19 protein-coding genes are annotated in these 20,661 nt (G+C 44.3%); 17 read left to right on the forward strand and 2 right to left on the reverse strand.

Translation table 11 applies throughout. The features are described from left to right. The first annotated feature begins 341 nt into the window (after nt 1–341). Together ACDE64_RS08770 and ACDE64_RS08775 are read left to right on the forward strand one after the other, a co-directional pair. The gene (locus ACDE64_RS08770; protein WP_411350257.1) at nt 342–737 is read left to right on the forward strand and encodes a RidA family protein; all 396 of its coding nucleotides are present in this window, start codon (nt 342–344) and stop codon (nt 735–737) included. Between the two features lie 56 nt (nt 738–793). Continuing rightward, nucleotides 794–1,468, forward strand: coding sequence for a sulfite oxidase-like oxidoreductase (locus tag ACDE64_RS08775; protein WP_411346090.1), 675 nt, complete (start codon nt 794–796; stop codon nt 1,466–1,468). Between the two features lie 119 nt (nt 1,469–1,587). On the opposite strand, the gene ACDE64_RS08780 is transcribed toward ACDE64_RS08775, so the two are convergent. Next, nucleotides 1,588–2,208 carry a hypothetical protein gene (locus ACDE64_RS08780; RefSeq protein WP_411349718.1) on the reverse strand — a complete coding sequence of 207 codons (621 nt, stop codon included), beginning with the start codon at nt 2,206–2,208 and terminating at the stop codon, nt 1,588–1,590. Nucleotides 2,209–2,467: 259 nt separating this feature from the next. After that, the gene (locus tag ACDE64_RS08785) at nt 2,468–2,896 is read right to left on the reverse strand and encodes an organic hydroperoxide resistance protein (protein WP_411346092.1); all 429 of its coding nucleotides are present in this window, start codon (nt 2,894–2,896) and stop codon (nt 2,468–2,470) included. A gap of 397 nt (nt 2,897–3,293) precedes the next feature. Between ACDE64_RS08785 and ACDE64_RS08790 the strand changes: the two genes are divergently transcribed. The 15 genes from ACDE64_RS08790 (at nt 3,294) to fliI (ending at nt 20,661) form a co-directional block, all read left to right on the forward strand. Beyond that, nucleotides 3,294–3,767, forward strand: coding sequence for a MarR family winged helix-turn-helix transcriptional regulator (locus ACDE64_RS08790; protein WP_411346093.1), 474 nt, complete (start codon nt 3,294–3,296; stop codon nt 3,765–3,767). Between the two features lie 380 nt (nt 3,768–4,147). Beyond that, on the forward strand, nt 4,148–5,305 hold the full coding sequence (sucC, locus tag ACDE64_RS08795) for an ADP-forming succinate--CoA ligase subunit beta (protein WP_411346094.1): 1,158 nt from the start codon (nt 4,148–4,150) through the stop codon (nt 5,303–5,305). A 41-nt stretch (nt 5,306–5,346) separates the two neighbouring features. Next, on the forward strand, nt 5,347–6,276 hold the full coding sequence (gene sucD, locus ACDE64_RS08800) for a succinate--CoA ligase subunit alpha (protein ID WP_411346095.1): 930 nt from the start codon (nt 5,347–5,349) through the stop codon (nt 6,274–6,276). A gap of 315 nt (nt 6,277–6,591) precedes the next feature. Next, complete coding sequence (gene dprA, locus ACDE64_RS08805) at nt 6,592–7,737, forward strand: DNA-processing protein DprA (protein ID WP_411349719.1); 1,146 nt, start codon at nt 6,592–6,594, stop codon at nt 7,735–7,737. Nucleotides 7,738–7,778: 41 nt separating this feature from the next. After that, nucleotides 7,779–9,884, forward strand: coding sequence for a type I DNA topoisomerase (gene topA / locus ACDE64_RS08810; RefSeq protein ID WP_411349720.1), 2,106 nt, complete (start codon nt 7,779–7,781; stop codon nt 9,882–9,884). 237 nt (nt 9,885–10,121) lie between these two features. Then, entirely contained in the window at nt 10,122–11,483 is a 1,362-nt protein-coding gene (gene trmFO / locus ACDE64_RS08815; RefSeq protein WP_411349721.1) for an FADH(2)-oxidizing methylenetetrahydrofolate--tRNA-(uracil(54)-C(5))-methyltransferase TrmFO, read from the forward strand. A gap of 237 nt (nt 11,484–11,720) precedes the next feature. Continuing rightward, nucleotides 11,721–12,263 (forward strand): ATP-dependent protease subunit HslV, encoded by a 543-nt coding sequence (gene hslV / locus ACDE64_RS08820; protein ID WP_411346099.1) that lies wholly within the window; start codon nt 11,721–11,723, stop codon nt 12,261–12,263. Nucleotides 12,264–12,347: 84 nt separating this feature from the next. Next, nucleotides 12,348–13,766, forward strand: coding sequence for an ATP-dependent protease ATPase subunit HslU (gene hslU, locus ACDE64_RS08825; protein ID WP_411349722.1), 1,419 nt, complete (start codon nt 12,348–12,350; stop codon nt 13,764–13,766). Between the two features lie 861 nt (nt 13,767–14,627). After that, nucleotides 14,628–15,044 carry a flagellar basal body rod protein FlgB gene (gene flgB / locus ACDE64_RS08830; protein ID WP_411349723.1) on the forward strand — a complete coding sequence of 139 codons (417 nt, stop codon included), beginning with the start codon at nt 14,628–14,630 and terminating at the stop codon, nt 15,042–15,044. Between the two features lie 3 nt (nt 15,045–15,047). Next, on the forward strand, nt 15,048–15,500 hold the full coding sequence (gene flgC / locus ACDE64_RS08835) for a flagellar basal body rod protein FlgC (RefSeq protein WP_411346102.1): 453 nt from the start codon (nt 15,048–15,050) through the stop codon (nt 15,498–15,500). Nucleotides 15,501–15,530: 30 nt separating this feature from the next. Continuing rightward, nucleotides 15,531–15,848, forward strand: coding sequence for a flagellar hook-basal body complex protein FliE (fliE, locus tag ACDE64_RS08840; RefSeq protein WP_411349724.1), 318 nt, complete (start codon nt 15,531–15,533; stop codon nt 15,846–15,848). Between the two features lie 46 nt (nt 15,849–15,894). Further along, the gene (gene fliF, locus ACDE64_RS08845) at nt 15,895–17,487 is read left to right on the forward strand and encodes a flagellar basal-body MS-ring/collar protein FliF (RefSeq protein WP_411349725.1); all 1,593 of its coding nucleotides are present in this window, start codon (nt 15,895–15,897) and stop codon (nt 17,485–17,487) included. A 13-nt stretch (nt 17,488–17,500) separates the two neighbouring features. Continuing rightward, a complete protein-coding gene (fliG, locus tag ACDE64_RS08850) occupies nt 17,501–18,511 on the forward strand; it encodes a flagellar motor switch protein FliG (protein WP_411346105.1) in 1,011 nt (336 codons plus the stop codon). Further along, on the forward strand, nt 18,504–19,355 hold the full coding sequence (locus ACDE64_RS08855; RefSeq protein WP_411349726.1) for a FliH/SctL family protein: 852 nt from the start codon (nt 18,504–18,506) through the stop codon (nt 19,353–19,355). Before fliG ends, ACDE64_RS08855 begins: the two co-directional genes overlap by 8 nt. Next, nucleotides 19,342–20,661, forward strand: a complete 1,320-nt coding sequence (gene fliI, locus ACDE64_RS08860; protein ID WP_367056409.1) for a flagellar protein export ATPase FliI — start codon at nt 19,342–19,344, stop codon at nt 20,659–20,661. Before ACDE64_RS08855 ends, fliI begins: the two co-directional genes overlap by 14 nt.

Consider the following 20,661-nt stretch of genomic DNA (forward strand, 5'->3'; position numbering starts at 1 on the left):
ATATGTAGTTGAGCATATTTATTTCAGTGTGTCTATTTTAGTACGGTATACTTGCTCTCTTGCAGGTATTACATGTATCCTATGATGAATTGATCTCTATACAATAAAATTTTTATACAATAAATTGTTTGTCATATCAACTCTCTATCACATCAACTCTTTGCAAAATGAATGGTATGTGTGACGAATTCAATATTCGCAAACATCTATTGTAGAGCCTGTATTCACTCAAGAATCCAATCAATACATCGAAAAGGAGCACAATAAAGATGAGCCAACAATCCTCTAATCAACATCATCAGAACCAATCGACAGCCGATCAGCCTGTACTTTCTAGCTCCATGCCTACGATTGCCTTTCATCAACCAGATACATTGCCAGCAGTTCCAGGCTATACACATATAGTCGAAGTTACAGGCGGCAGAACTCTCTATATCTCCGGTCAAGTTGCATTAGATGAGCAAGGACAGCTTATCGGCAAAGGCGATGTTATTGCCCAAGCAGAGCAGGTATTCCGTAATATACAATTAGCATTACAGACAGCGGGCGCGACGTTTGAGCATGTCATCAAATTAATATTTTTTATGACCGACATTACCGATTTACCGCGTATTCGCCCTGTTCGCGATCAATATATCAATACACTTCGTCCGCCTGCGAGTTCAGCTGTAGAGGTTCGTCGATTGGTGCAGGAAGATTGGTTGCTCGAAATTGAAGCGATTGCGGTTTGTCCATAAACGAACGGGTAATGAATGACAACTATAGTTAACATGATCCAAGGGAGGCATGCATCATGCTTGATAAAGCGGATCGTCTAAAAAAGGCACGTGTACCGCAAAAGCCGCAGCTGGAAGAGGAAAAGGCAAAACGTGTACCGCCGGGACAAACGCTGACCGATAGTTTTCCGATTTTGCATGAAGGTATGGTGCCGGAATACGATATGGCAACATGGGATTTGCGGATATTTGGAGCGGTAGAAGAAGAGCGGACGTTTACGTATGATCAGCTTCAGCAATTGCCGATTACACGCACGGTGAGTGATATTCATTGCGTCACGCGCTGGTCCAAATTAGATACGCCATGGGAAGGTGTACGTTTTGCCGATCTTGTCAAACAGTTAAAAATCAAACCGGAAGCTCAATATGTAATGCTGCACGCTGATCCAGATTATGAGACGAATATTGCTCTGGATGAACTGATGAAGGACGATGTGCTGCTTGCGTGGAATTACGATGATAAGCCATTGACTGCCAAGCATGGCGGACCACTGCGCATGGTTGTACCACAATTTTATTTTTGGAAAAGTGCCAAATGGCTGCGCGGAATTGAATTCATGACAGAAGATCGCCGGGGATTTTGGGAAGATCATGGATTTCATAATGTGGCTGATCCATTTAAGGAACAGCGCTTTTCTTCCGACGAATATGAAATGCCCGAAGACGAGTGGAAGTACTGCGAAGCAGATTGAATCAGCTCGTAATATAATATACAAAACGAAAACCAGCCCTTGTATCGCGGGCTGGTTTTCGTTTTGCGTTTTGTATTCCTATATTGTTCAAAACAATGCATATTACTAAAGAGAGAATATTACAGACTATCTACTGCTTTTTTCAGTTTAGCATCCAGTTTACCTTTTTCTGTGCTACCGTCATTGAGCGCTGGTTCGAACCAGTAAATGACTAGTACATTGCCTTTGGTATACTCGGTTTTGCGGAAAGGAACGCCGTTGACTTGCGTTTCCAGATCTTTCATACCTTTTTCCAGATCAGCGGAAGAATCGAATACATAAATGGAAACAGGTTCTGCTTGTTTAGCATCACTGCTCGTTACATAACGATCCGGTTTCACATTGTTCAGTACCCAGTCTTCTTTTGGTTGGGAAGTCAATTTGATTCCTTGTTTTTCGATGGCTTTGGCAACATCTTTGGTTGTCAGATCGCTAGCTGTTGTAGATTCACTGCTGCTAGTATCTGTAGATTCTGTGCTCTCATTGCTGCCTGTGTCTGTACCTGTTGCGGAATTATCCATGCTGCTTTCTTGACTGCCAGTTTCAGTAGAAGTGGTGCCGCTGTTATCGGCGCTTTGTTCACTAGTGGCTGGAGTCGTTGTGCTTTCTCCAGTAGTTTGGCTGTTGTTACTGGAATTGGAACAGCCGGTCGCCGCAACGACGGTCAGTGCGAGTAGTAGAGTGCTGATTTTGAGTTTCATACGTTGACCTCCTGTGAGTGCTCTGTTTTATTTGCAGAAAATAAATGCAACGCTTGATGCGGTTTACATTATAGTTCATACATAAACCACAGAGCAACTTTTGACACAATGCTTACATATTACGCAAGAGCATTATTGTCGAAATTATGATCCTATTGTTATGTATAACGACTGGATAGAGAGTAGGTAACGATATAAAAAAGACATAGAAAAGAAGCGATATATGCATCGCTTCTTTTCTACTACTTATCTATTTATATTACAGTACGTTCAGTTCCACCGCGATGTTACCGCGTGTTGCACGGGAATATGGGCATACATCATGTGCAGCTTTTACGAGTTGCTCTGCTGTTTCACGATCTACACCTTTTACAAGTACATCCATCGTTACAGCCAGCGCGAATCCGCCATCTTCGGCTTTACCGAAGCTTACTGTACCCGTTACTTCTGTACCTTCGTGTTTTACTTTTTGCATACGTGCGACCATATTCAGTGCGCTATCAAAACATGCAGAGTATCCAGCTGCAAACAGTTGCTCAGGGTTTGTTCCTGCACCACCAGCGCCACCCATTTCTTTCGGAGTAGATATATCGAGACGCAATTCCGGACTGGAAGATTCGATATAACCGTTACGACCGCCTACTGCTTTAACCGAAGTTTCGTACATTTTTTGTTGAATATTCAGCATATTATTACTCCACCTTTTCTATATGATATTTTAAATTATTTAACAAAATTAAATTTAGCACAATTAATATTAAAAGTAAAATATTTTTCGTAATCATACTGTCATGCAATTAAATGTGTGATATAATATACGTTAAGTAATATAGGTTTCCACATATTTATATGTTCATGCAATTATGTATACGCTAGTAATATTCGGTTGCGTAAGTACCTGTTCTCATTACTAGGTACGATATAGGTATAGTTAGTGGCAATCAGAGCACGATAAGCTCCATGAGTACAGAAGATGATTATTATAGATACGTTTGTATGATGTTTATCGCGGGCTGCAGGTTGATTACCAACAGGACAGCCGCATTTTGAATAATTATTATATTGAAAAAGTAGGTGATTGTATTATGGATACCTCTCAAGAATATCCTCATCCTCAATTGAAGCTGGACAATCAGTTATGTTTTGCCATTTATGCTTCTTCGCGCGAAATGACCAAAATGTATCAACCTTTATTAGAACATCTCGGTCTGACGTATTCGCAATATCTTGTGATGCTCGTATTGTGGGAACAGCAAGAATGTACAGTCAAAGAATTAGGTACAGCGTTATATCTGGACTCTGGAACATTGACTCCATTGCTGAAACGTCTGGAAGCTGCCGGTTTGATCATTCGCAAACGTTCAACGGAAGATGAGCGCAAAGTGCATATTACGCTAACTGATGCAGGTTGGGCATTGCAACAACAGGCGCTCTCGATTCCTGATGATTTGCGTAGTCGGACTTGTATGGATCTTGATAAACTGGATGAATTATTGCATGAATTCCGTCATTTACTGAAGACGGTACATGAAGTGAATGTGAGTGGTACTAGCAAATAAGTCATTGTTTTCATATGGTGTATATATCGTTTATCGTTATGACATATAGGATTAACGATGATATGTGCACGAAATCATTTGGATGATCCCCTTTGCCATACAGGTGAAGGGGATTTTATTTTTTTACTTTGTTAACGCATACATGGTATATTATTTATATCATCCATATCTTGGCTTTTAGGTGGCAGCCTCTAGTTGATGATGCGGAATACCGTAACATTGTGCAGCATTTTACTGCTGTTTTTGTTGAAATACGGTGTGGATTAAAATGGTAAAATTTTTAAGGAAAGCGTTTTAAAAACGTGGTACAATTACTAAGGTTGTTGATTTGCCGGGCAACATAGCCGGAATGCATTCATGCCGATAGGAGGATTTACCAGATGAATATCCATGAATATCAGGGAAAACAAGTACTCAAGCAGTATGGCGTGGCAGTACCAGAGGGGAAAGTTGCTTTTACAGTTGAAGAAGCTGTGGAAGCGGCTCAATCGCTCGGAAGTCCGGTAAGCGTCGTAAAAGCGCAAATCCATGCCGGTGGCCGCGGTAAAGCGGGCGGTGTCAAGGTAGCGAAAAGCGTTGACGAAGTGCGTGAATATGCACAGGAACTGCTCGGCAAAGTACTGGTCACACATCAGACCGGTCCTGAAGGCAAAGAAATCAAACGTCTGCTCATCGAAGAAGGCTGTGATATTCAAAAAGAATATTACATAGGGGTAGTTATCGACCGTGCCACTGGCCGCGTTGTCATAATGGCTTCCGAAGAGGGCGGTACCGAAATTGAAGAAGTAGCGGAGAAAACACCGGAGAAGATTTTCCGCGAAGTGGTTGACCCTGCTATTGGTTTGCAGCCGTTCCAAGCGCGCAAGCTGGCATACGCAATCAATATCCCAACCAAGCTGGTGAACAAAGCAGCTCAATTTATGGTGTCTCTGTACACTGCATTTGTGGATAAAGATTGCTCCATTGCTGAGATTAACCCGCTCGTCGTTACTGGCGACGGACAAGTACTGGCATTGGATGCCAAATTGAACTTTGACTCTAACGCTTTGTATCGTCATCCAGAAATTCTGGAGCTGCGCGATCTGGCAGAAGAAAATGAAAAAGAAATCGAAGCATCCAAATTCGATCTGAGCTATATTGCTCTCGACGGCAACATCGGCTGTATGGTCAATGGTGCGGGTCTGGCGATGGCAACGATGGATATTATTAAATATTACGGCGGCGAACCCGCTAACTTCCTCGACGTAGGGGGCGGTGCAACAACCGAGAAAGTTACCGAAGCGTTCAAGATCATCCTGTCGGATGAGAACGTAAAAGGGATCTTTATCAACATTTTCGGCGGTATTATGCGCTGTGATGTTATCGCCAACGGTGTGGTCGAAGCGGCAAAACAAGTCGGTCTGGATCGTCCGCTCGTTGTCCGTCTGGAAGGCACCAACGTGGAGATCGGCAAGAAAATTCTGGCTGAATCCGGCTTGAATATTGTTGCTGCGGATTCCATGGCGGATGGCGCACAGAAAATTGTCGCGCTGGTATAACATCTGAACCCAATTTAAGTGATAGGAGCTGTGACTGGACAATGAGTATTCTGGTAGATAAGCATACAAAAGTTATCACTCAGGGCATCACTGGTGCTACGGGACTGTTCCACACCAAAGGTGCGCTGGATTACGGCACACAGATGGTAGGCGGTGTTACACCAGGTAAAGGCGGCACTAACGTCGACATCACACTGGAAGACGGTTCCAATGTTAGCTTGCCGGTATTCAATACCGTGAAGGAAGCTAAGGAACAAACCGGCGCAACCGCCAGCGTTATTTATGTTCCACCTGCATTTGCTGCGGATTCGATTCTGGAAGCTGTCGATGCAGAACTGGATCTGGTCATCTGTATTACGGAAGGTATTCCAGTACTGGATATGGTAAAAGTGTCCCGTTATCTGGAAGGCAAAAAGACGGTTCTGATTGGACCGAACTGTCCGGGTGTTATCACACCAGGCGAGTGCAAAATCGGCATCATGCCAGGTTATATCCATAAACCGGGCTATGTAGGCGTTGTTTCCCGTAGTGGTACACTGACCTATGAAGCGGTTCATCAGCTGTCCACACGCGGTATCGGTCAATCCTCCGCAGTTGGTATCGGTGGTGACCCGGTAAAAGGCTCCGAGTTTATCGATATTTTGAAGCTGTTTAACGAAGATCCGAATACCCGTGCCGTCATTATGATCGGCGAAATTGGTGGTACAGCGGAAGAGGAAGCAGCGGAGTGGATTCAAGCGAATATGACCAAGCCGGTAGTCGGCTTTATCGGTGGTGCAACAGCGCCTCCAGGCAAACGTATGGGTCACGCTGGTGCGATCATTTCCGGTGGTAAAGGTACAGCTGCTGAGAAAATCGCCAAGCTGGAATCTTGCGGAATTAAAGTAGCGCCAACGCCTTCCGAAATGGGCTCCACACTAGTGGAAGTACTGGAAGAGCGCGGTCTGCTGAGCGAATGCACGACACACTAATTGCCTTTTGTAAGGCATGATTTGTTTTGCATTCGGCAATAGATGGGTAGCAGACCGTAACGTCCACCAGTAGTATAGGGATGGACTTTACGGTCTGTTTTGTTTATAATGACGTCAATATCATATGCTCATGAAATGAACGGGTAAGCAACCTTTGTCACTGATATCATCAGGCAAAGGTTGCTTTTTTGCGTTAATCATCCGTTTACAAATGACGCAAATGATAGTCTATGCAAGTAAACGCTTGCATTATCAAATAACTTACGATTAAATGGAGTAGATGATCTGATCTGGCTCCGCTAGGGAGACATACATATGCTGGATGAACGCTCAATCTTGATTGCACTGCATGGAACAACAGGTATTGGCTGGAAAAGAATCTATGATATACTACAACAGCATGCAGATCTGCGCGAACTGCCGACATGGAGTGCCGGACGCTGGCGTAGTTTGGGCATGCCTGAGAAAGTGGCACAGGCGCTGGTTGCTCATTTGCATGAGCAGCAGATCGAAGCGTTACTGAATAAGTATCGTCAACAACATATTCAAGTCGTCACAATTATGGACGAAGAGTATCCTGTATTAATGAAGGAAATTGCACAGCCGCCTTGGGTATTGTATATACGCGGACAGCAAAAGCTACTGAATTCTTTCTGTATCGGTATGGTCGGAACGAGAGTACTTACCGCTTATGGCAAGCGTGTCGGTGAATGGTTAGCTGGCGGTTTGGCAGAACGTGGCATTACAGTTGTAAGTGGTATGGCGCGCGGAATCGATAGCGTCTGTCATGAAGCAGCTTTGCAGGTGAATGGTTCTACGATTGCCGTGCTAGGTACAGGCATTGATGTCATTTATCCACCGGAAAATCGTTCGCTGTATGAGCGGTTGCATCAGAACGGATTGATCATATCGGAGTATCCACCCGGTACACGCCCATCGCCCGGAACGTTTCCACAACGTAATCGGATTATTGCTGGAATGTCGCACGGTTCGATTGTGGTGGAGGCGGATGAACGGAGCGGATCTTTGATTACAGCAGACTATGCGATGGATTGCAATCGTGACGTATTTGCCGTACCTGGTCCGATCACTTCACCCAAAAGCAAAGGCACATTGTCGCTGCTCAAACAGGGTGCTATTCTGGTCACCGATATTAGTGATATCACAGCGGAATATGATTCAAGTTTATACAAATGGTGTGATAAACCATACGACGAACAGGAAGAAAATGTATTGGTTTCCACCGATAATCAATCCTTATGTTCGGCACCCGCCAATATTTCTCATTTGACAGAACAGGAAAAGACGATATACCTTATATTGGAGCAGGGCGATGCAAGTATTGATGAAATCCAATCCCAATCGCAATTTGATTTTGGACTTTTGCATACTGTTCTGTTATCTTTAATCATAAAAAAACAGATCAGTCAGCGCGCTGGCGCAATATACACCCTCATATAATTTCAAATTATAGATAGAATACGAGAAAGGGGGACAAACCTGTGGCAGATTCACTCGTTATTGTAGAATCACCGGCAAAAGCGAAAACCATTGGCAAGTATCTTGGTAGCAAATTTATTGTGAAAGCATCAATGGGTCATGTCCGTGATTTGCCAAAAAGCCAGATTGGTGTTGATGTTGAAAATGACTTCGATCCCAAATACATTACTATTCGCGGTAAAGGTTCTGTTCTGAAAGAATTAAAAGATGCACGGAAAAAAGTGAAAAAAGTTTATCTAGCGGCTGACCCAGATCGCGAAGGAGAAGCTATTGCCTGGCATTTGGCGCATGCACTTGATGTAGCAGATGGCGAAGCATGCCGCGTAGTATTTAATGAAATTACCAAACAGGCGGTCAAAGATGCGTTCAAGACACCTCGTCAGATTAATATGGATCTGGTGAATGCGCAGCAGGCACGTCGTATTTTGGATCGGCTGGTCGGGTATAAGATCAGTCCTTTATTATGGAAAAAAGTGAAAAAAGGATTGTCCGCCGGACGTGTACAATCCGTCGCAGTCAAAATCATCATCGACCGCGAAAATGAAATTTCTGAATTCAAACCGGAAGAATACTGGAGCATTACCGCCAGACTGACGGTGAATGATACAACGTTTGAAGCCAAATTCACTCAGCTGAACGGCGAGAAAAAAGAGCTCCATAGCGAAGATGAAGTGAACGAAGTGTTGGCAGCGATTGCCGATGCGGCATTCGAAGTAACGGAGATCAAGGAACGCGAACGTCTGCGTCACCCAGCTGCTCCGTTTACAACTTCGTCTCTGCAACAGGAAGCGGCGCGCAAGCTGAACTTCCGTGCAGCCAAAACGATGTCTGTCGCGCAGCAATTATATGAAGGAATTGATCTTGGCAAAGAAGGTACGGTCGGTCTGATCACCTATATGCGTACCGACTCTACTCGGATTGCAGCTTCCGCACAAGAGGAAGTACGCGAATATCTGAGTGGCAAATACGGTCCTGATTTTATTCCAGAAGAGCCGCGCCAATATACGAAAAAGAATGCTAATGCGCAGGATGCGCATGAAGCAATTCGTCCAACCTCAGCTGTACGTGACCCTGAATCAGTCAAAGAATATATGAGCCGCGATCAGTTCCGTTTATACAAGCTTGTATGGGAACGCTTTGCTGCAAGCCAGATGGCATCGGCTGTACTGGATACGATGTCTGTCGATATCGCTGTAGGACCGGCTACATTCCGTGCCGTCGGTTCCAAAGTACGTTTTCAAGGTTTTATGAAAGTATATGTGGAAGGCAATGATGATGGAAAAGAAGAAAGCGAGAAGTTTCTGCCGCCATTGAAGAAAGGCGACAAGCTCAACAAAGAAGAGGTTGAGCCTAAGCAACATTTTACCCAGCCACCGCCACGTTATACAGAGGCACGTCTGGTGAAAACGCTGGAAGAACTCGGTATTGGTCGCCCAAGTACGTATGCGCCAACACTCGAAACGATTCAAAAGCGCGGATATGTAGCGATTGAAGAGAAGAAGTTCATGCCAACCGAGCTAGGTGATCTAGTTATTCAGCAAATGGAAGAGTTTTTCCCAGAGATTCTAAATGTCGAGTTTACCGCTAACATGGAACAGGATTTGGACCATGTTGGTGATGGGCAGGAAGACTGGGTACAGGTGCTGAATGAATTTTACGGATCATTTGAGAAGCGTCTGGAAGTAGCAGAAGAGGAAATGAAAGAAATCGAGATCGAGGATGAAGTGTCCGACGAGATTTGTGACAAGTGTGGACGCCATATGGTATACAAACTCGGTCGCTTCGGTAAATTCCTTGCCTGTTCCGGTTTCCCTGATTGTCGCAATACGAAACCAATTATCAAAGATATCGGTGTGGAGTGCCCAACTTGTCATGAAGGGCATGTTGTAGAGCGTCGTAGTAAAAAAGGTCGCATATTCTACGGCTGCAACCGTTATCCAGATTGTGACTTCGTATCATGGGATCGTCCATCGCCGAAGCCTTGTCCAGTATGTCAATCGATGATGGTTGAGAAGCGTAACAAACAAGGTGTCAAACTGCAATGTACAAGTTGTGATCATACCGAAATGGTCGAAGAAAACGACGATGCAGCGGTAGAATTAGATTGATATAATTCTCTCGCTGTAGCATTCATGTCAGCACAGGATCGTCATGACAGCTACGTTGCGGTATATTAGAATTTTAACTTCATTTAACGTATAATGTGTTTGTATACTTGCAATCACATTATAACCACAGACTTGTATTCAGCTTTGTTTCTGGATACAAGTCGTGTTGTTTTCATTCATGTTCTGTTTTGATTTTATTATTATCTATCGCAGGAAGATGCAGGGGGTTTTTACATCGTGTCAGAGATTCAAAAGGTAACCGTTATTGGCGCAGGGCTTGCTGGGAGTGAAGCCGCATGGCAGATTGCCAGTCAGGGAGTGCCTGTCACATTATACGAAATGCGTCCGGTGGTAAAGACACCGGCGCACCATACGAACCAGTTCGCTGAATTGGTATGCAGCAACTCACTTCGTTCCAATACGATGGCGAATGCTGTAGGTGTTATGAAGGAAGAAATGCGTATGCTGAACTCGCTTGTATTGAGTGCAGCGGATACTCATGCCGTACCGGCAGGTGGCGCATTGGCTGTAGACCGTGATGGATTTTCCGGTGAAATCACATCTACGTTGCACAATCATCCACTGGTGACTGTATTAAATGAAGAAGTGCAGGAGATTCCCAAGGATGGAATCGTCGTCATTGCGACCGGTCCATTAACTTCCCCAGCACTGTCCAAGCAGATTCAAGATCTATTGGGCGAGGAGTATTTCTACTTTTACGATGCAGCTGCACCGATTATTGAGAAAGATTCTATTGATATGAGCAAGGTGTATCTGGCTTCGCGTTATGACAAAGGTGAAGCGGCTTACCTGAACTGTCCGATGAATGAGCAGGAATTTGATGCGTTTTACGAAGCATTGATCGGAGCGGAAACAGCTCAACTGAAAGAATTTGAAAAAGAAATTTATTTTGAAGGCTGTATGCCGATCGAGATTATGATGAAGCGTGGTAAGCAAACCGCACTATTCGGTCCGATGAAGCCAGTCGGTCTGGTCAATCCACATACCGGTGAATTGCCGCATGCTGTCGTTCAACTTCGTCAAGATAATGCTGCTGGAACACTGTACAACATGGTTGGCTTCCAGACGCATTTAAAATGGGGTGAACAGCGCCGTGTGCTGTCCATAATCCCAGGTCTGGAACAGGCAGAGTTTGTACGCTATGGTGTAATGCACCGCAATACATTTATTAATTCGCCACGTCTCCTGGAACCAACGTATCAGCTGAAGCGTGACAATCGTATTTTCTTTGCCGGACAGATGACTGGTGTTGAAGGATACGTGGAATCTGCTGCTTCTGGTCTGATTGCAGGGATGAATGCCGCACGTCTGGCAAAAGGTGAAGAACTGCTGGAATTGCCGCAGGCAAGCACGCTCGGCAGCATGGCGCATTACATCACTCATGCTGATCCAGACCATTTCCAGCCGATGAATGCGAACTTTGGTCTGTTGCCTAAACCGGAGAAGAAGATCCGCAACAAAAAGGAAAAGAACGAGATGCTTGCCAATCAAGCATTGGATAGCATTCGTTCCTTCTTCAACCTGCCACAGCCTGAGCCGCAACCGGAAGTAGAACAAGAAGCTGAAGTTGTCGAATAAGAAAAATTCGTTATAGAATGTTCTGCTTTGACAAAGAATGATCCGTTATTGATTAACGAACAGATACCTATTCTCACGCTAGTTAACGTAATATAGCATGTATTTTTGTATTCTGCTGATCTTTGACCTGTTTTACAATGTTCTAATCCTATAATAAATGTGTAAATAATGCTGAATGTGCAACTTCTACACAGCTGAACCGTAGTACCGACAGACGATGAACGGGAGGGAAAATAGATGGAGCTTTCATTTCATGCAACAACAATCTGCGCCGTGCGTCATAACGGCAAAGCCGCAATCGCTGGTGATGGTCAGGTGACATTCGGTCAGAATGTAATCATGAAGCAACACGCCAAAAAGATCCGCCGTCTCTATCGCGGACAGGTACTGGCTGGATTTGCTGGTTCCGTTGCTGACGCTATTACTTTGTTTGAGAAATTCGAAGCCAAACTGGAAGAGCATCATGGGAATTTGCAGCGTGCTGCGGTGGAGCTTGCCAAGGAATGGCGTTCTGACCGTGTACTGCGTAAGTTGGAAGCTTTACTGATCGTAATGGACAAATCCGGTATGCTGCTTATTTCTGGCGGCGGTGAGATTATCGAACCAGATGACGATGTAATCGCCATTGGCTCGGGTGGCAACTTTGCCTTGTCTGCTGCGCGTGCGCTCAAACATCATGGCAAAGATCTAGAAGCTCGCGACATCGTCGAAGCGTCGCTCAACATTGCGGCAGACATTTGTGTGTATACGAATAAGAATATTATTGTAGAAGAATTGTAAGCCTGTCCGGTGATGGTCGTACTCCAGTAAGGTAGGCGGTCAGCACCGGTTTTTGTTTCTGAAATTAGGATGGAGGGACACAGGATGAGTAAAGATGCCCAGGCGTTAACACCAAGACAGATCGTAGCAGAGTTGGATAAATATATTGTCGGACAAAAAAAGGCGAAAAAATCAGTTGCTGTTGCCTTACGTAACCGCTATCGTCGCAGCCTGCTCCAGGATGATGTTCAGGACGAAATTGTACCCAAAAATATTTTGATGATCGGACCTACTGGTGTCGGTAAAACGGAAATTGCTCGTCGTCTAGCGAAGCTGGTGCATGCGCCATTCGTCAAAGTGGAAGCGACCAAGTTTACCGAAGTTGGTTATGTCGGACGTGATGTGGAATCAATGGTTCGCGATTTGGTAGAGACCGCGATTCGTGTCGTCAAAGCCGAACGTACAGAACAGGTCAAAGACAAAGCCGAAGAAGCTGCCAATGAACAAATTGTGAAGATTCTTGTTCCATCTGGCTTTAAGTCCAAGAATCAGCGTAATCCGTTCGAAATGCTGTTTGGTGGCAATAACAACAGCCAGCAAGAAGAACCGACTACACATGAGTACAACAGTGAAGACAACTCTATTCAAGATCGTCGCCGTCAAGTACGTTTTGATTTGTTGAACGGCAAGCTAGAAGAAGACATCATCGAGGTGGAAGTCGAAGATACAACACCGAACATGATGGATATGTTCATGGGTCAAGGGAATGACCAGATGGGCATGAATATGCAGGAGATGCTAGGTAATTTCTTGCCGAAGCGAATGAAGAAACGCAAACTGCCGATTAAGGAAGCACGCAAAGTGCTCACGCAGCAGGAAGCAAACAAATTGATGGATCTGGATGATGTAAATCAAGAGTCGCTACGCCGTGCAGAGCAAAGCGGTATCATTTTCATTGATGAGATTGATAAAGTAACAAGTTCCGGTCGCGGTACAGGTCCTGATGTATCACGTGAAGGCGTACAGCGCGATATTTTGCCTATCGTTGAAGGTTCAACGATTATGACCAAGTATGGTCCAGTCAAAACGGACTATATTCTTTTTATTGCTGCTGGTGCGTTCCATACGTCCAAGCCTTCGGACCTCATTCCAGAATTGCAAGGGCGCTTCCCGATTCGGGTAGAATTGGAAAGTTTAACAATGGAAGATTTTGTGAACATTTTAAAAGAACCGAAAAATGCGCTCACACAGCAATATACGTATCTGTTGCGAGCTGAGCAGATCGAATTGGAGTTTTCGGATGAAGCGATTCGTGAGATTGCTAGTATAGCCGCTTCGGTCAATGACAACACCGAGAATATCGGTGCACGTCGATTGCATACGATTATGGAGAAGCTGCTGGAGGATATCTCATTTGAAGCGCCTGAATTGACGCTGGACAAATTTTTGATCACGCCTCAGTATGTACAGGAGAAACTGAAAGATATCGCTCAGGATCGTGATTTGAGCCAGTATATTTTATAATTGCGTATAGATAAACTTGCTTCCCTATCACTATAGGAAGCCAACCAAATAGTCACTATGCATTTTAGGAAAAAGGTGGGGTACTTATTTTACAAGTTCCCCGCCTTTTTCCTATGTTTTCGTAACTGCGAAAATTGTATGATGAATATAACAAATTGATCTACATTATGTATTTCGGTAATCCGATAAACACATGTACACGTATCTATAGTATCCGGACAAAATTTAGCCACATTTTCAGATGGATTTTTAAAATGCTTTACGGTATGATAGTGGCGCTTGCGCAAATGCGCAAATCTAAATATAGACCTTCAATAAATTAAAAAATTCATTTCAAAGTGTTAACGCTTTGGAATAAATTGGTTAAAAGTTAACAAGCGCAATATGAGTTAACTCATCAATAAGTATTATGCCCTAGGATTTAGGACGTAAATAAATATCCTGATAATGGAAAAAGCCAGCATCAATATACTTTTTAGCTCAAGTATTACGTTCGAAAGTCATCTCTAGCCCCGGACATTTCAAACTATTTATTGGTTATAAATGTAAAATAAAAGGATTTTAACTAAATAATTGATGTTAATATCTGCTTTTAGTGTCATATTATTTATAATTACTGGAAAAAAATAATCAAAAGAAGACAAAAAACGATTATTTATGTCAAAAGATAGTCCTTTATTCTCATTGTGCAAAGATCGATTCTCTAGGAAACTTATGGTATCAGTTTTTTAGGAATAACGACGCAGTATGGAATGAAAAGTGTGAATTTGTGAAATGTTTGTCGAATGACAGCGTGAAATGAAAATGATGGAATTTACATTCTCCATTGAGATAAAACAGAATACGAAAGGAGTGACGTAAGTGAATTTGCTGAATGATGCCAGTTTTCGCCGTTTGGAAGGAGCCATTAGTGCTTCTAACCTCAGACAACAAGTGATTACAAACAACATTGCCAACGCAGATACACCTTACTTCAAACGTTCCGAAGTGTCCTTCGAGAACTTGCTGCAATCGCAGATGGATGGAAGTCAAAGCTCCATCAGCGGAATTACAACGAATCCTCGTCACTTTCAAATTGGATCAACGGCTGGCAGTATTCCTCAAGCAAGCGTTGTGACGGACAACAGTACGGTAATGAACAACAACCTCAATAACGTAGATATGGATGTAGAAATGTCCGATCTAGCTGAGAATCAACTTCGTTACAACACGTACATTGAGCAGGTTAACCATCAGATCAAAATGATGCGAACTGCAATCCAAGGTGGAGGAGCATAATAGATGAAAATCAGTAATGGATTTGATATCAGTGCCTCAGCGTTAACCGCACAGCGACTTCGCATGGACGTTGTATCCTCCAATATCGCGAATGCTGAGACAACTCGTGCAAAAGTTGTTAATGGCGAAGCAGTACCGTATCGCCGCAAAGAGGTCGTTCTTTCAACTAACAAACCATCGTTTGCAGATACGCTAGACTCCGCCATGAGCGGCAGCAATAGTGGCATCGACGGCGTCAAAGCTGTTCAGATCAAAGAAGACCAAGAACCTTTCAAACTCGTTTATAACCCAACACATCCCGACGCTGACAAAAATGGATATGTAAAAATGCCAAACGTCGATACTCTAAAAGAAATGGTGGACATGATATCAGCTTCGCGTTCTTATGAAGCTAACGTAACTGCACTCAATGCCTCCAAGGCGATGATTACAAAAGCCTTGCAAATTGGTAAGTGATGAATAGAACATTGGAAGGAGGGGTAATTAATGATTGAAAATACAATGTTTAACAGCAACTCTGTCACTTCACCACTGCAAATGACAACGGGGACTTCGTCAACAAAGCTTGCAACTCCTGGCGAAGCGGTTGATCAATTTGGTTCTTATCTCGCTGATGCTCTGAATCAAGTCAATGCTCAGGAACAAACGGTTCACCAGCTGAACGATAAATTCTTAGTAGGAAAAGCTGATGTGGATCAAGTAATGATCGCAGGTGAAAAGTCGATGCTGAGTCTGCAACTAACTGCTCAGATTCGGAATAAAGCAGTAGAGGCATACCAAGAAATTATGCGTATGCAAATGTAATGACAAGTATGATGCTTCATAGCACAGTTTCGAATGGGGTGACGTTGTGAATGAAAGAGTTGCCCAGTATAGAGATAAAATCGTCCAATACTGGAAAAATTTCAACAGAAATCAAAAGATTCTGCTGATTTCGACACTGGCATTTATCATCATTGCGATCGTCGTGCTGACTATTCAATTCTCCAAAACCGAATATGAAGTAGCATTCCAAAACTTGGATGCTACAGACTCTGCTGCGGTTATGGAATACTTGGATGGACAAGGTATTACTTACCAACTCAGCCAGGATGGAACCAGTATTTCGGTACCTGTTGGAGATGCTGCAAGAGCAAAAGTAGCAGTAGGCTCACAGGGATTGATTCAAAATGGTACGATCGGATTCAGTGAATTTAACACCAGTTCTTCAGCAATCGGTATGACTGACAATGAGTTTAATGTGAAATACAAAAACGCTCTCAACGGCGAGGTATCCCAATTGCTTCGTAATATGAATGGCGTTGAAAATGCAAAAGTTCTGATCAACCTTCCCGAAGAAAGCCTGTTCGCCACTGAGGAGAATCAGGACACAGGTAGCGCTTCGGTTGTTATGCAATTCAAACCAGGTTTCCGTGCTTCGCAAGAAGCAGTCGACGGTTACTTCAACCTGGTTCATACCGCAGTACCCCACCTTCCTATCGATAACATCACGATCACCAACGGCACAGACGGAAGCGAACTCGTAGCCACAGTCAAAGGTGGCGGCTCTGGTAACCTTACCGGCGCAGTTCAAGAAAATATGGCTTTACAGAAAAAATACGAAGCTGACGTTGAAAATAATATCAGACAATTCTTGTCTCGATTGTTAGGACCTGACAAAGTCAATGTACTCGTAACGTCTACGCTAAACTTTGATCAGCGCACAACGAAAGAAGAACGTGTAGAGCCTGTAGATGAAGAGAATATGCAAGGTATTCAGATCAGTGCGCAAAAAATCCAAGAATCTTATACAGGTACTTCCAGTCCTGATAGCGGTACGGCAGGTACAGGAGATACCGATACACCAACGTATCCAGGGGGTTCTTCTTCTGGCAATACTGAATCTGAAAAATCTCAAAGTACAATCAATTACGAAGTCAACCGCATTCAAAATGAAATTGCTGCAAGTCCATACCGTGTACAAGATTTGAGCATCAATGTCCTTGTTGATCCTACATTGGAAGAAGAAGCTCAGCGCGCTCTCAATCAACAAATTGCTACAATGCTGCAAAGTATTGTAAGAACATCTCTTGCTGAGAATGGTATCACCTACGATGCAACTGATCCGGTGCTTATTGGCAAAGTTAATGTAGCATCTCCACAAGCATTTGCAACAGACAATTCAACAAATGGCGGTTTCCTTGCTAACAACTGGCAGTGGATTGCTGCTGTAGCTGCTGCACTCGTTATCGCAATTGTCGGCTTTGTTATCTATCGCCGCCGCAAACAACAAAACGAACAATTGGAAGAAGATATTATGCTTCCTTCCGTTACCGAAATGCCTTCCATTAGTTTGGAAAACTTGACCAATGACAGTCAGGTACGTAAACAGCTTGAATCGCTGGCGAAAAAGAAACCAGACGAATTTGTCAATCTGCTGCGTACATGGCTTGCTGATGAATAAGAGGTGAAAGAGTTTGGCGAAGGCAGCTACATTGAACGGACGTCAAAAAGCGGCTATCCTGCTGATTTCGCTGGGACCTGAAGTATCCGCCCAGATTTTCAAGCATTTGCGCGATGAAGAGATTGAACAATTAACTCTCGAAATTGCCAATGTTCGCAAAGTAGATAGCAACGAAAAAGACTCCGTTGTTTCCGAGTTTCATCAAATTTGTCTGGCTCAGGAATATATCTCGCAAGGCGGTATCAATTACGCCAAAGAGATTTTGGAAAAAGCACTCGGTGAAAACAAGGCACTCGAAGTAATCAATCGCCTGACAGCAACATTGCAGGTACGACCTTTCGATTTTGCCCGCAAAGCCGATCCAAGCCAGATTTTAAACTTTATTCAGAACGAGAATCCGCAAACCATTGCGCTCGTCTTATCGTATTTGCAATTTGAGCAGGCGGCAGTCATTCTGTCGTCCTTGCCACAGGAAAAACAAGCCGAAGTTGCGCGCAGAGTCGCTGTCATGGACAGCACATCACCTGAGATTATCGCTCAGGTAGAGCGCGTACTGGAGCAAAAGTTATCCTCTACCGTAACGCAGGACTACACCAACGCTGGTGGTATCGAATCGATCGTTCAGATTTTGAACGGTGTCGATCGTGGTACAGAACGTACCATTCTGGATTCTCTGGAAATTCAAGACCCGGAACTGGCAGAAGAAATCAAAAAGCGGATGTTCGTATTCGAAGATATTGTCAACGTCGACAACCGCTCCATCCAGCGCATTATCCGCGATGTGGAAAATGCAGATCTACAGCTGGCACTCAAAGTGGCGAGCGAAGATGTACGCGAAGCGGTATTTTCCAATATGTCCAAACGTATGGCAGATACATTCAAAGAAGAAATGGAATTTATGGGTCCTGTGCGGCTTAAAGATGTCGAAGAGGCTCAAAGCCGTATCGTAGGTATTATCCGCAGACTCGAAGAGTCCGGTGAAATTATTATAGCCCGTGGCGGAGGAGATGATATCATTGTCTAATTTGATAAAATCATCCCAGTATATTCCGGTTGAAATTTTAAAAAAGTTAGATCTTGGTAAAGATTACTTCAAAGCTACCGATCTGGCAGGGAATGCCGATCATGTGCCTCATGTTATTTATGATCAACCTAGAGTGGATCAGCAGACCGTTTTAATGAAAGAACAGATGCTAACCGACGCTCGCGAGTTTGCGGAACGTCAGGTGCGCGAAGCAGCCGAGGAAGCCGAACGGCTGCTACAAAATGCGCAGGATATGATATCTTCCTGGTGGGAAGAACGTCGCGAGCAGGATGAGCATCTGATCGAAGCTGTCAAAGCACAAGCGTTTCAAGAAGGGTTTGAAGAAGGTAGAGAACGCGCTGAGCAGGAAATGCAGCAACGGATTCATGACATGATGACCGAAGCACAGCTTGTCCTGTCCCAAGCGTACGAAGCCAAAGACCAAATCATTCAAGAAGCAGAACCTTTTCTCGTTGATCTAAGCTGTGGTATTGCCGAGAAAGTTATTGACAAAGAACTTGGCGAACAGCCTGAACTCGTAATGTCATTGATCAAGAAAACTTTATCACGCAAGCGCGAACAGGGCGTGATTACCTTATGTGTAAGTCCAGCGCAGTTTGACTTTATCCATACAGCGCGCGAAGAACTAGTACTGTCGATTGACTCACAGGCAGAACTGCAAATTTTGCCCGATGCTACTGTACGTGATCGCGGCTGTGTCATTCGCTCTTCTTTTGGAAGTGTGGATGCACGTATCGATACACAATTAACCGAACTCAAAAAAGAATTGCTGCGACTGGCGCTGCATGACGAAGAGCGGGGGAATGGAAATGCAGGATCTTAATGCAGGACGTTACCTGGACTATCTGAAACAGTTGGACCCGATTCGAATCAATGGCAAGGTAACACAGGTTATCGGTCTGATGGTCGAATCCGAAGGACCAGACGCCAGTATCGGCGATGTTTGTTATATTTACCCGACCAAAGGGGCTGATCCGCTTCGTGCAGAGGTAGTCGGTTTCCGAGATAACAAAGTATTGCTCATGCCGCTTGGCGAATTGCAATCGATTGGTCCAGGTTGTGATGTCGTCGGCACAGGCAAACCGCTAACTGTACAGGTTGGCTCTGAACTACTCGGCAAAGTGCTGGATGGTTTGGGACAGCCGCTAGATGGTTCGCTACTGCCAGCGCGGATGACGCATTACTCTACGTTTAATTCTCCACCGAATCCAATGACACGCCCACGGGTGCAAGATCCGATGAGTGTGGGGGTACGAGCCATTGATGGACTATTGACTATCGGTAAAGGACAGCGTGTTGGTATTTTCGCCGGTTCCGGTGTTGGTAAGAGTACTCTGATGGGCATGATTGCCCGCAATACCGAAGCCGATGTGAACGTAATCGCCCTGATCGGCGAACGTGGACGCGAAGTGCGCGACTTTATTGAACGGGATTTGGGTCCTGAAGGGCTACAACGCTCCATAGTCATTGTTGCAACATCTGATCAGCCAGCGCTGATTCGTATCAAAGGGGCTTTGATTGCTACAACGATTGCTGAATATTTCCGTGATCGCGGTATGAATGTAATGTTTATGATGGACTCCGTTACCCGGTATGCGATGGCGCAGCGTGAAGTTGGGTTAGCTGTTGGCGAACCACCAGCGATGAGAGGGTATACGCCTTCTGTATTTGCTGGACTTCCCAAACTGCTAGAACGTGCAGGTACTGGACCTAATGGTTCGATTACCGCCTTTTACACCGTACTGGTAGATGGGGACGATATGAACGAACCGATTGCCGATGCGGTACGGGGTATACTGGATGGTCACATCGTACTCAACCGTTCGATTGCGAACAAGGGACAATTCCCGGCGATCGATGTGCTTGCAAGTATCAGCCGCGTAATGAAAGACATCGTTAGTGAAGATCAGAACGATGCAGCGAATAATATGAAGCGACTTATGTCGGTTTATAAGGAATCTGAAGATTTGATCAATATCGGCGCTTATCAACAAGGTTCCAGTCCAGATATTGACGAAGCCATTTCTCGTATCCGGGATGTATGGAATTTTACAAGACAGAAGGTACACGAAAAGACAACATTGCCTGAAGCACAGGAGCAGATGATTTCCGAATTTGTGAGGAGCTGA

The sequence above is a fragment of the Paenibacillus sp. WLX2291 genome, from assembly GCF_046603665.1.
GTDB lineage: Bacteria > Bacillota > Bacilli > Paenibacillales > Paenibacillaceae > Saccharibacillus.

What these genes read in the sequence shown, in the direction of transcription:
- ACDE64_RS08770 (WP_411350257.1), top strand. Translation starts at nt 342, where the DNA reads ATGCCTACGATTGCCTTTCATCAACCAGATACATTGCCAGCAGTTCCA.
- ACDE64_RS08775 (WP_411346090.1), top strand. Translation starts at nt 794, where the DNA reads ATGCTTGATAAAGCGGATCGTCTAAAAAAGGCACGTGTACCGCAAAAG.
- ACDE64_RS08780 (WP_411349718.1), bottom strand. Translation starts at nt 2,208, where the DNA reads ATGAAACTCAAAATCAGCACTCTACTACTCGCACTGACCGTCGTTGCG.
- ACDE64_RS08785 (WP_411346092.1), bottom strand. Translation starts at nt 2,896, where the DNA reads ATGCTGAATATTCAACAAAAAATGTACGAAACTTCGGTTAAAGCAGTA.
- ACDE64_RS08790 (WP_411346093.1), top strand. Translation starts at nt 3,294, where the DNA reads ATGGATACCTCTCAAGAATATCCTCATCCTCAATTGAAGCTGGACAAT.
- sucC (WP_411346094.1), top strand. Translation starts at nt 4,148, where the DNA reads ATGAATATCCATGAATATCAGGGAAAACAAGTACTCAAGCAGTATGGC.
- sucD (WP_411346095.1), top strand. Translation starts at nt 5,347, where the DNA reads ATGAGTATTCTGGTAGATAAGCATACAAAAGTTATCACTCAGGGCATC.
- dprA (WP_411349719.1), top strand. Translation starts at nt 6,592, where the DNA reads ATGCTGGATGAACGCTCAATCTTGATTGCACTGCATGGAACAACAGGT.
- hslV (WP_411346099.1), top strand. Translation starts at nt 11,721, where the DNA reads ATGGAGCTTTCATTTCATGCAACAACAATCTGCGCCGTGCGTCATAAC.
- hslU (WP_411349722.1), top strand. Translation starts at nt 12,348, where the DNA reads ATGAGTAAAGATGCCCAGGCGTTAACACCAAGACAGATCGTAGCAGAG.
- flgC (WP_411346102.1), top strand. Translation starts at nt 15,048, where the DNA reads ATGAAAATCAGTAATGGATTTGATATCAGTGCCTCAGCGTTAACCGCA.
- fliE (WP_411349724.1), top strand. Translation starts at nt 15,531, where the DNA reads ATGATTGAAAATACAATGTTTAACAGCAACTCTGTCACTTCACCACTG.
- fliI (WP_367056409.1), top strand. Translation starts at nt 19,342, where the DNA reads ATGCAGGATCTTAATGCAGGACGTTACCTGGACTATCTGAAACAGTTG.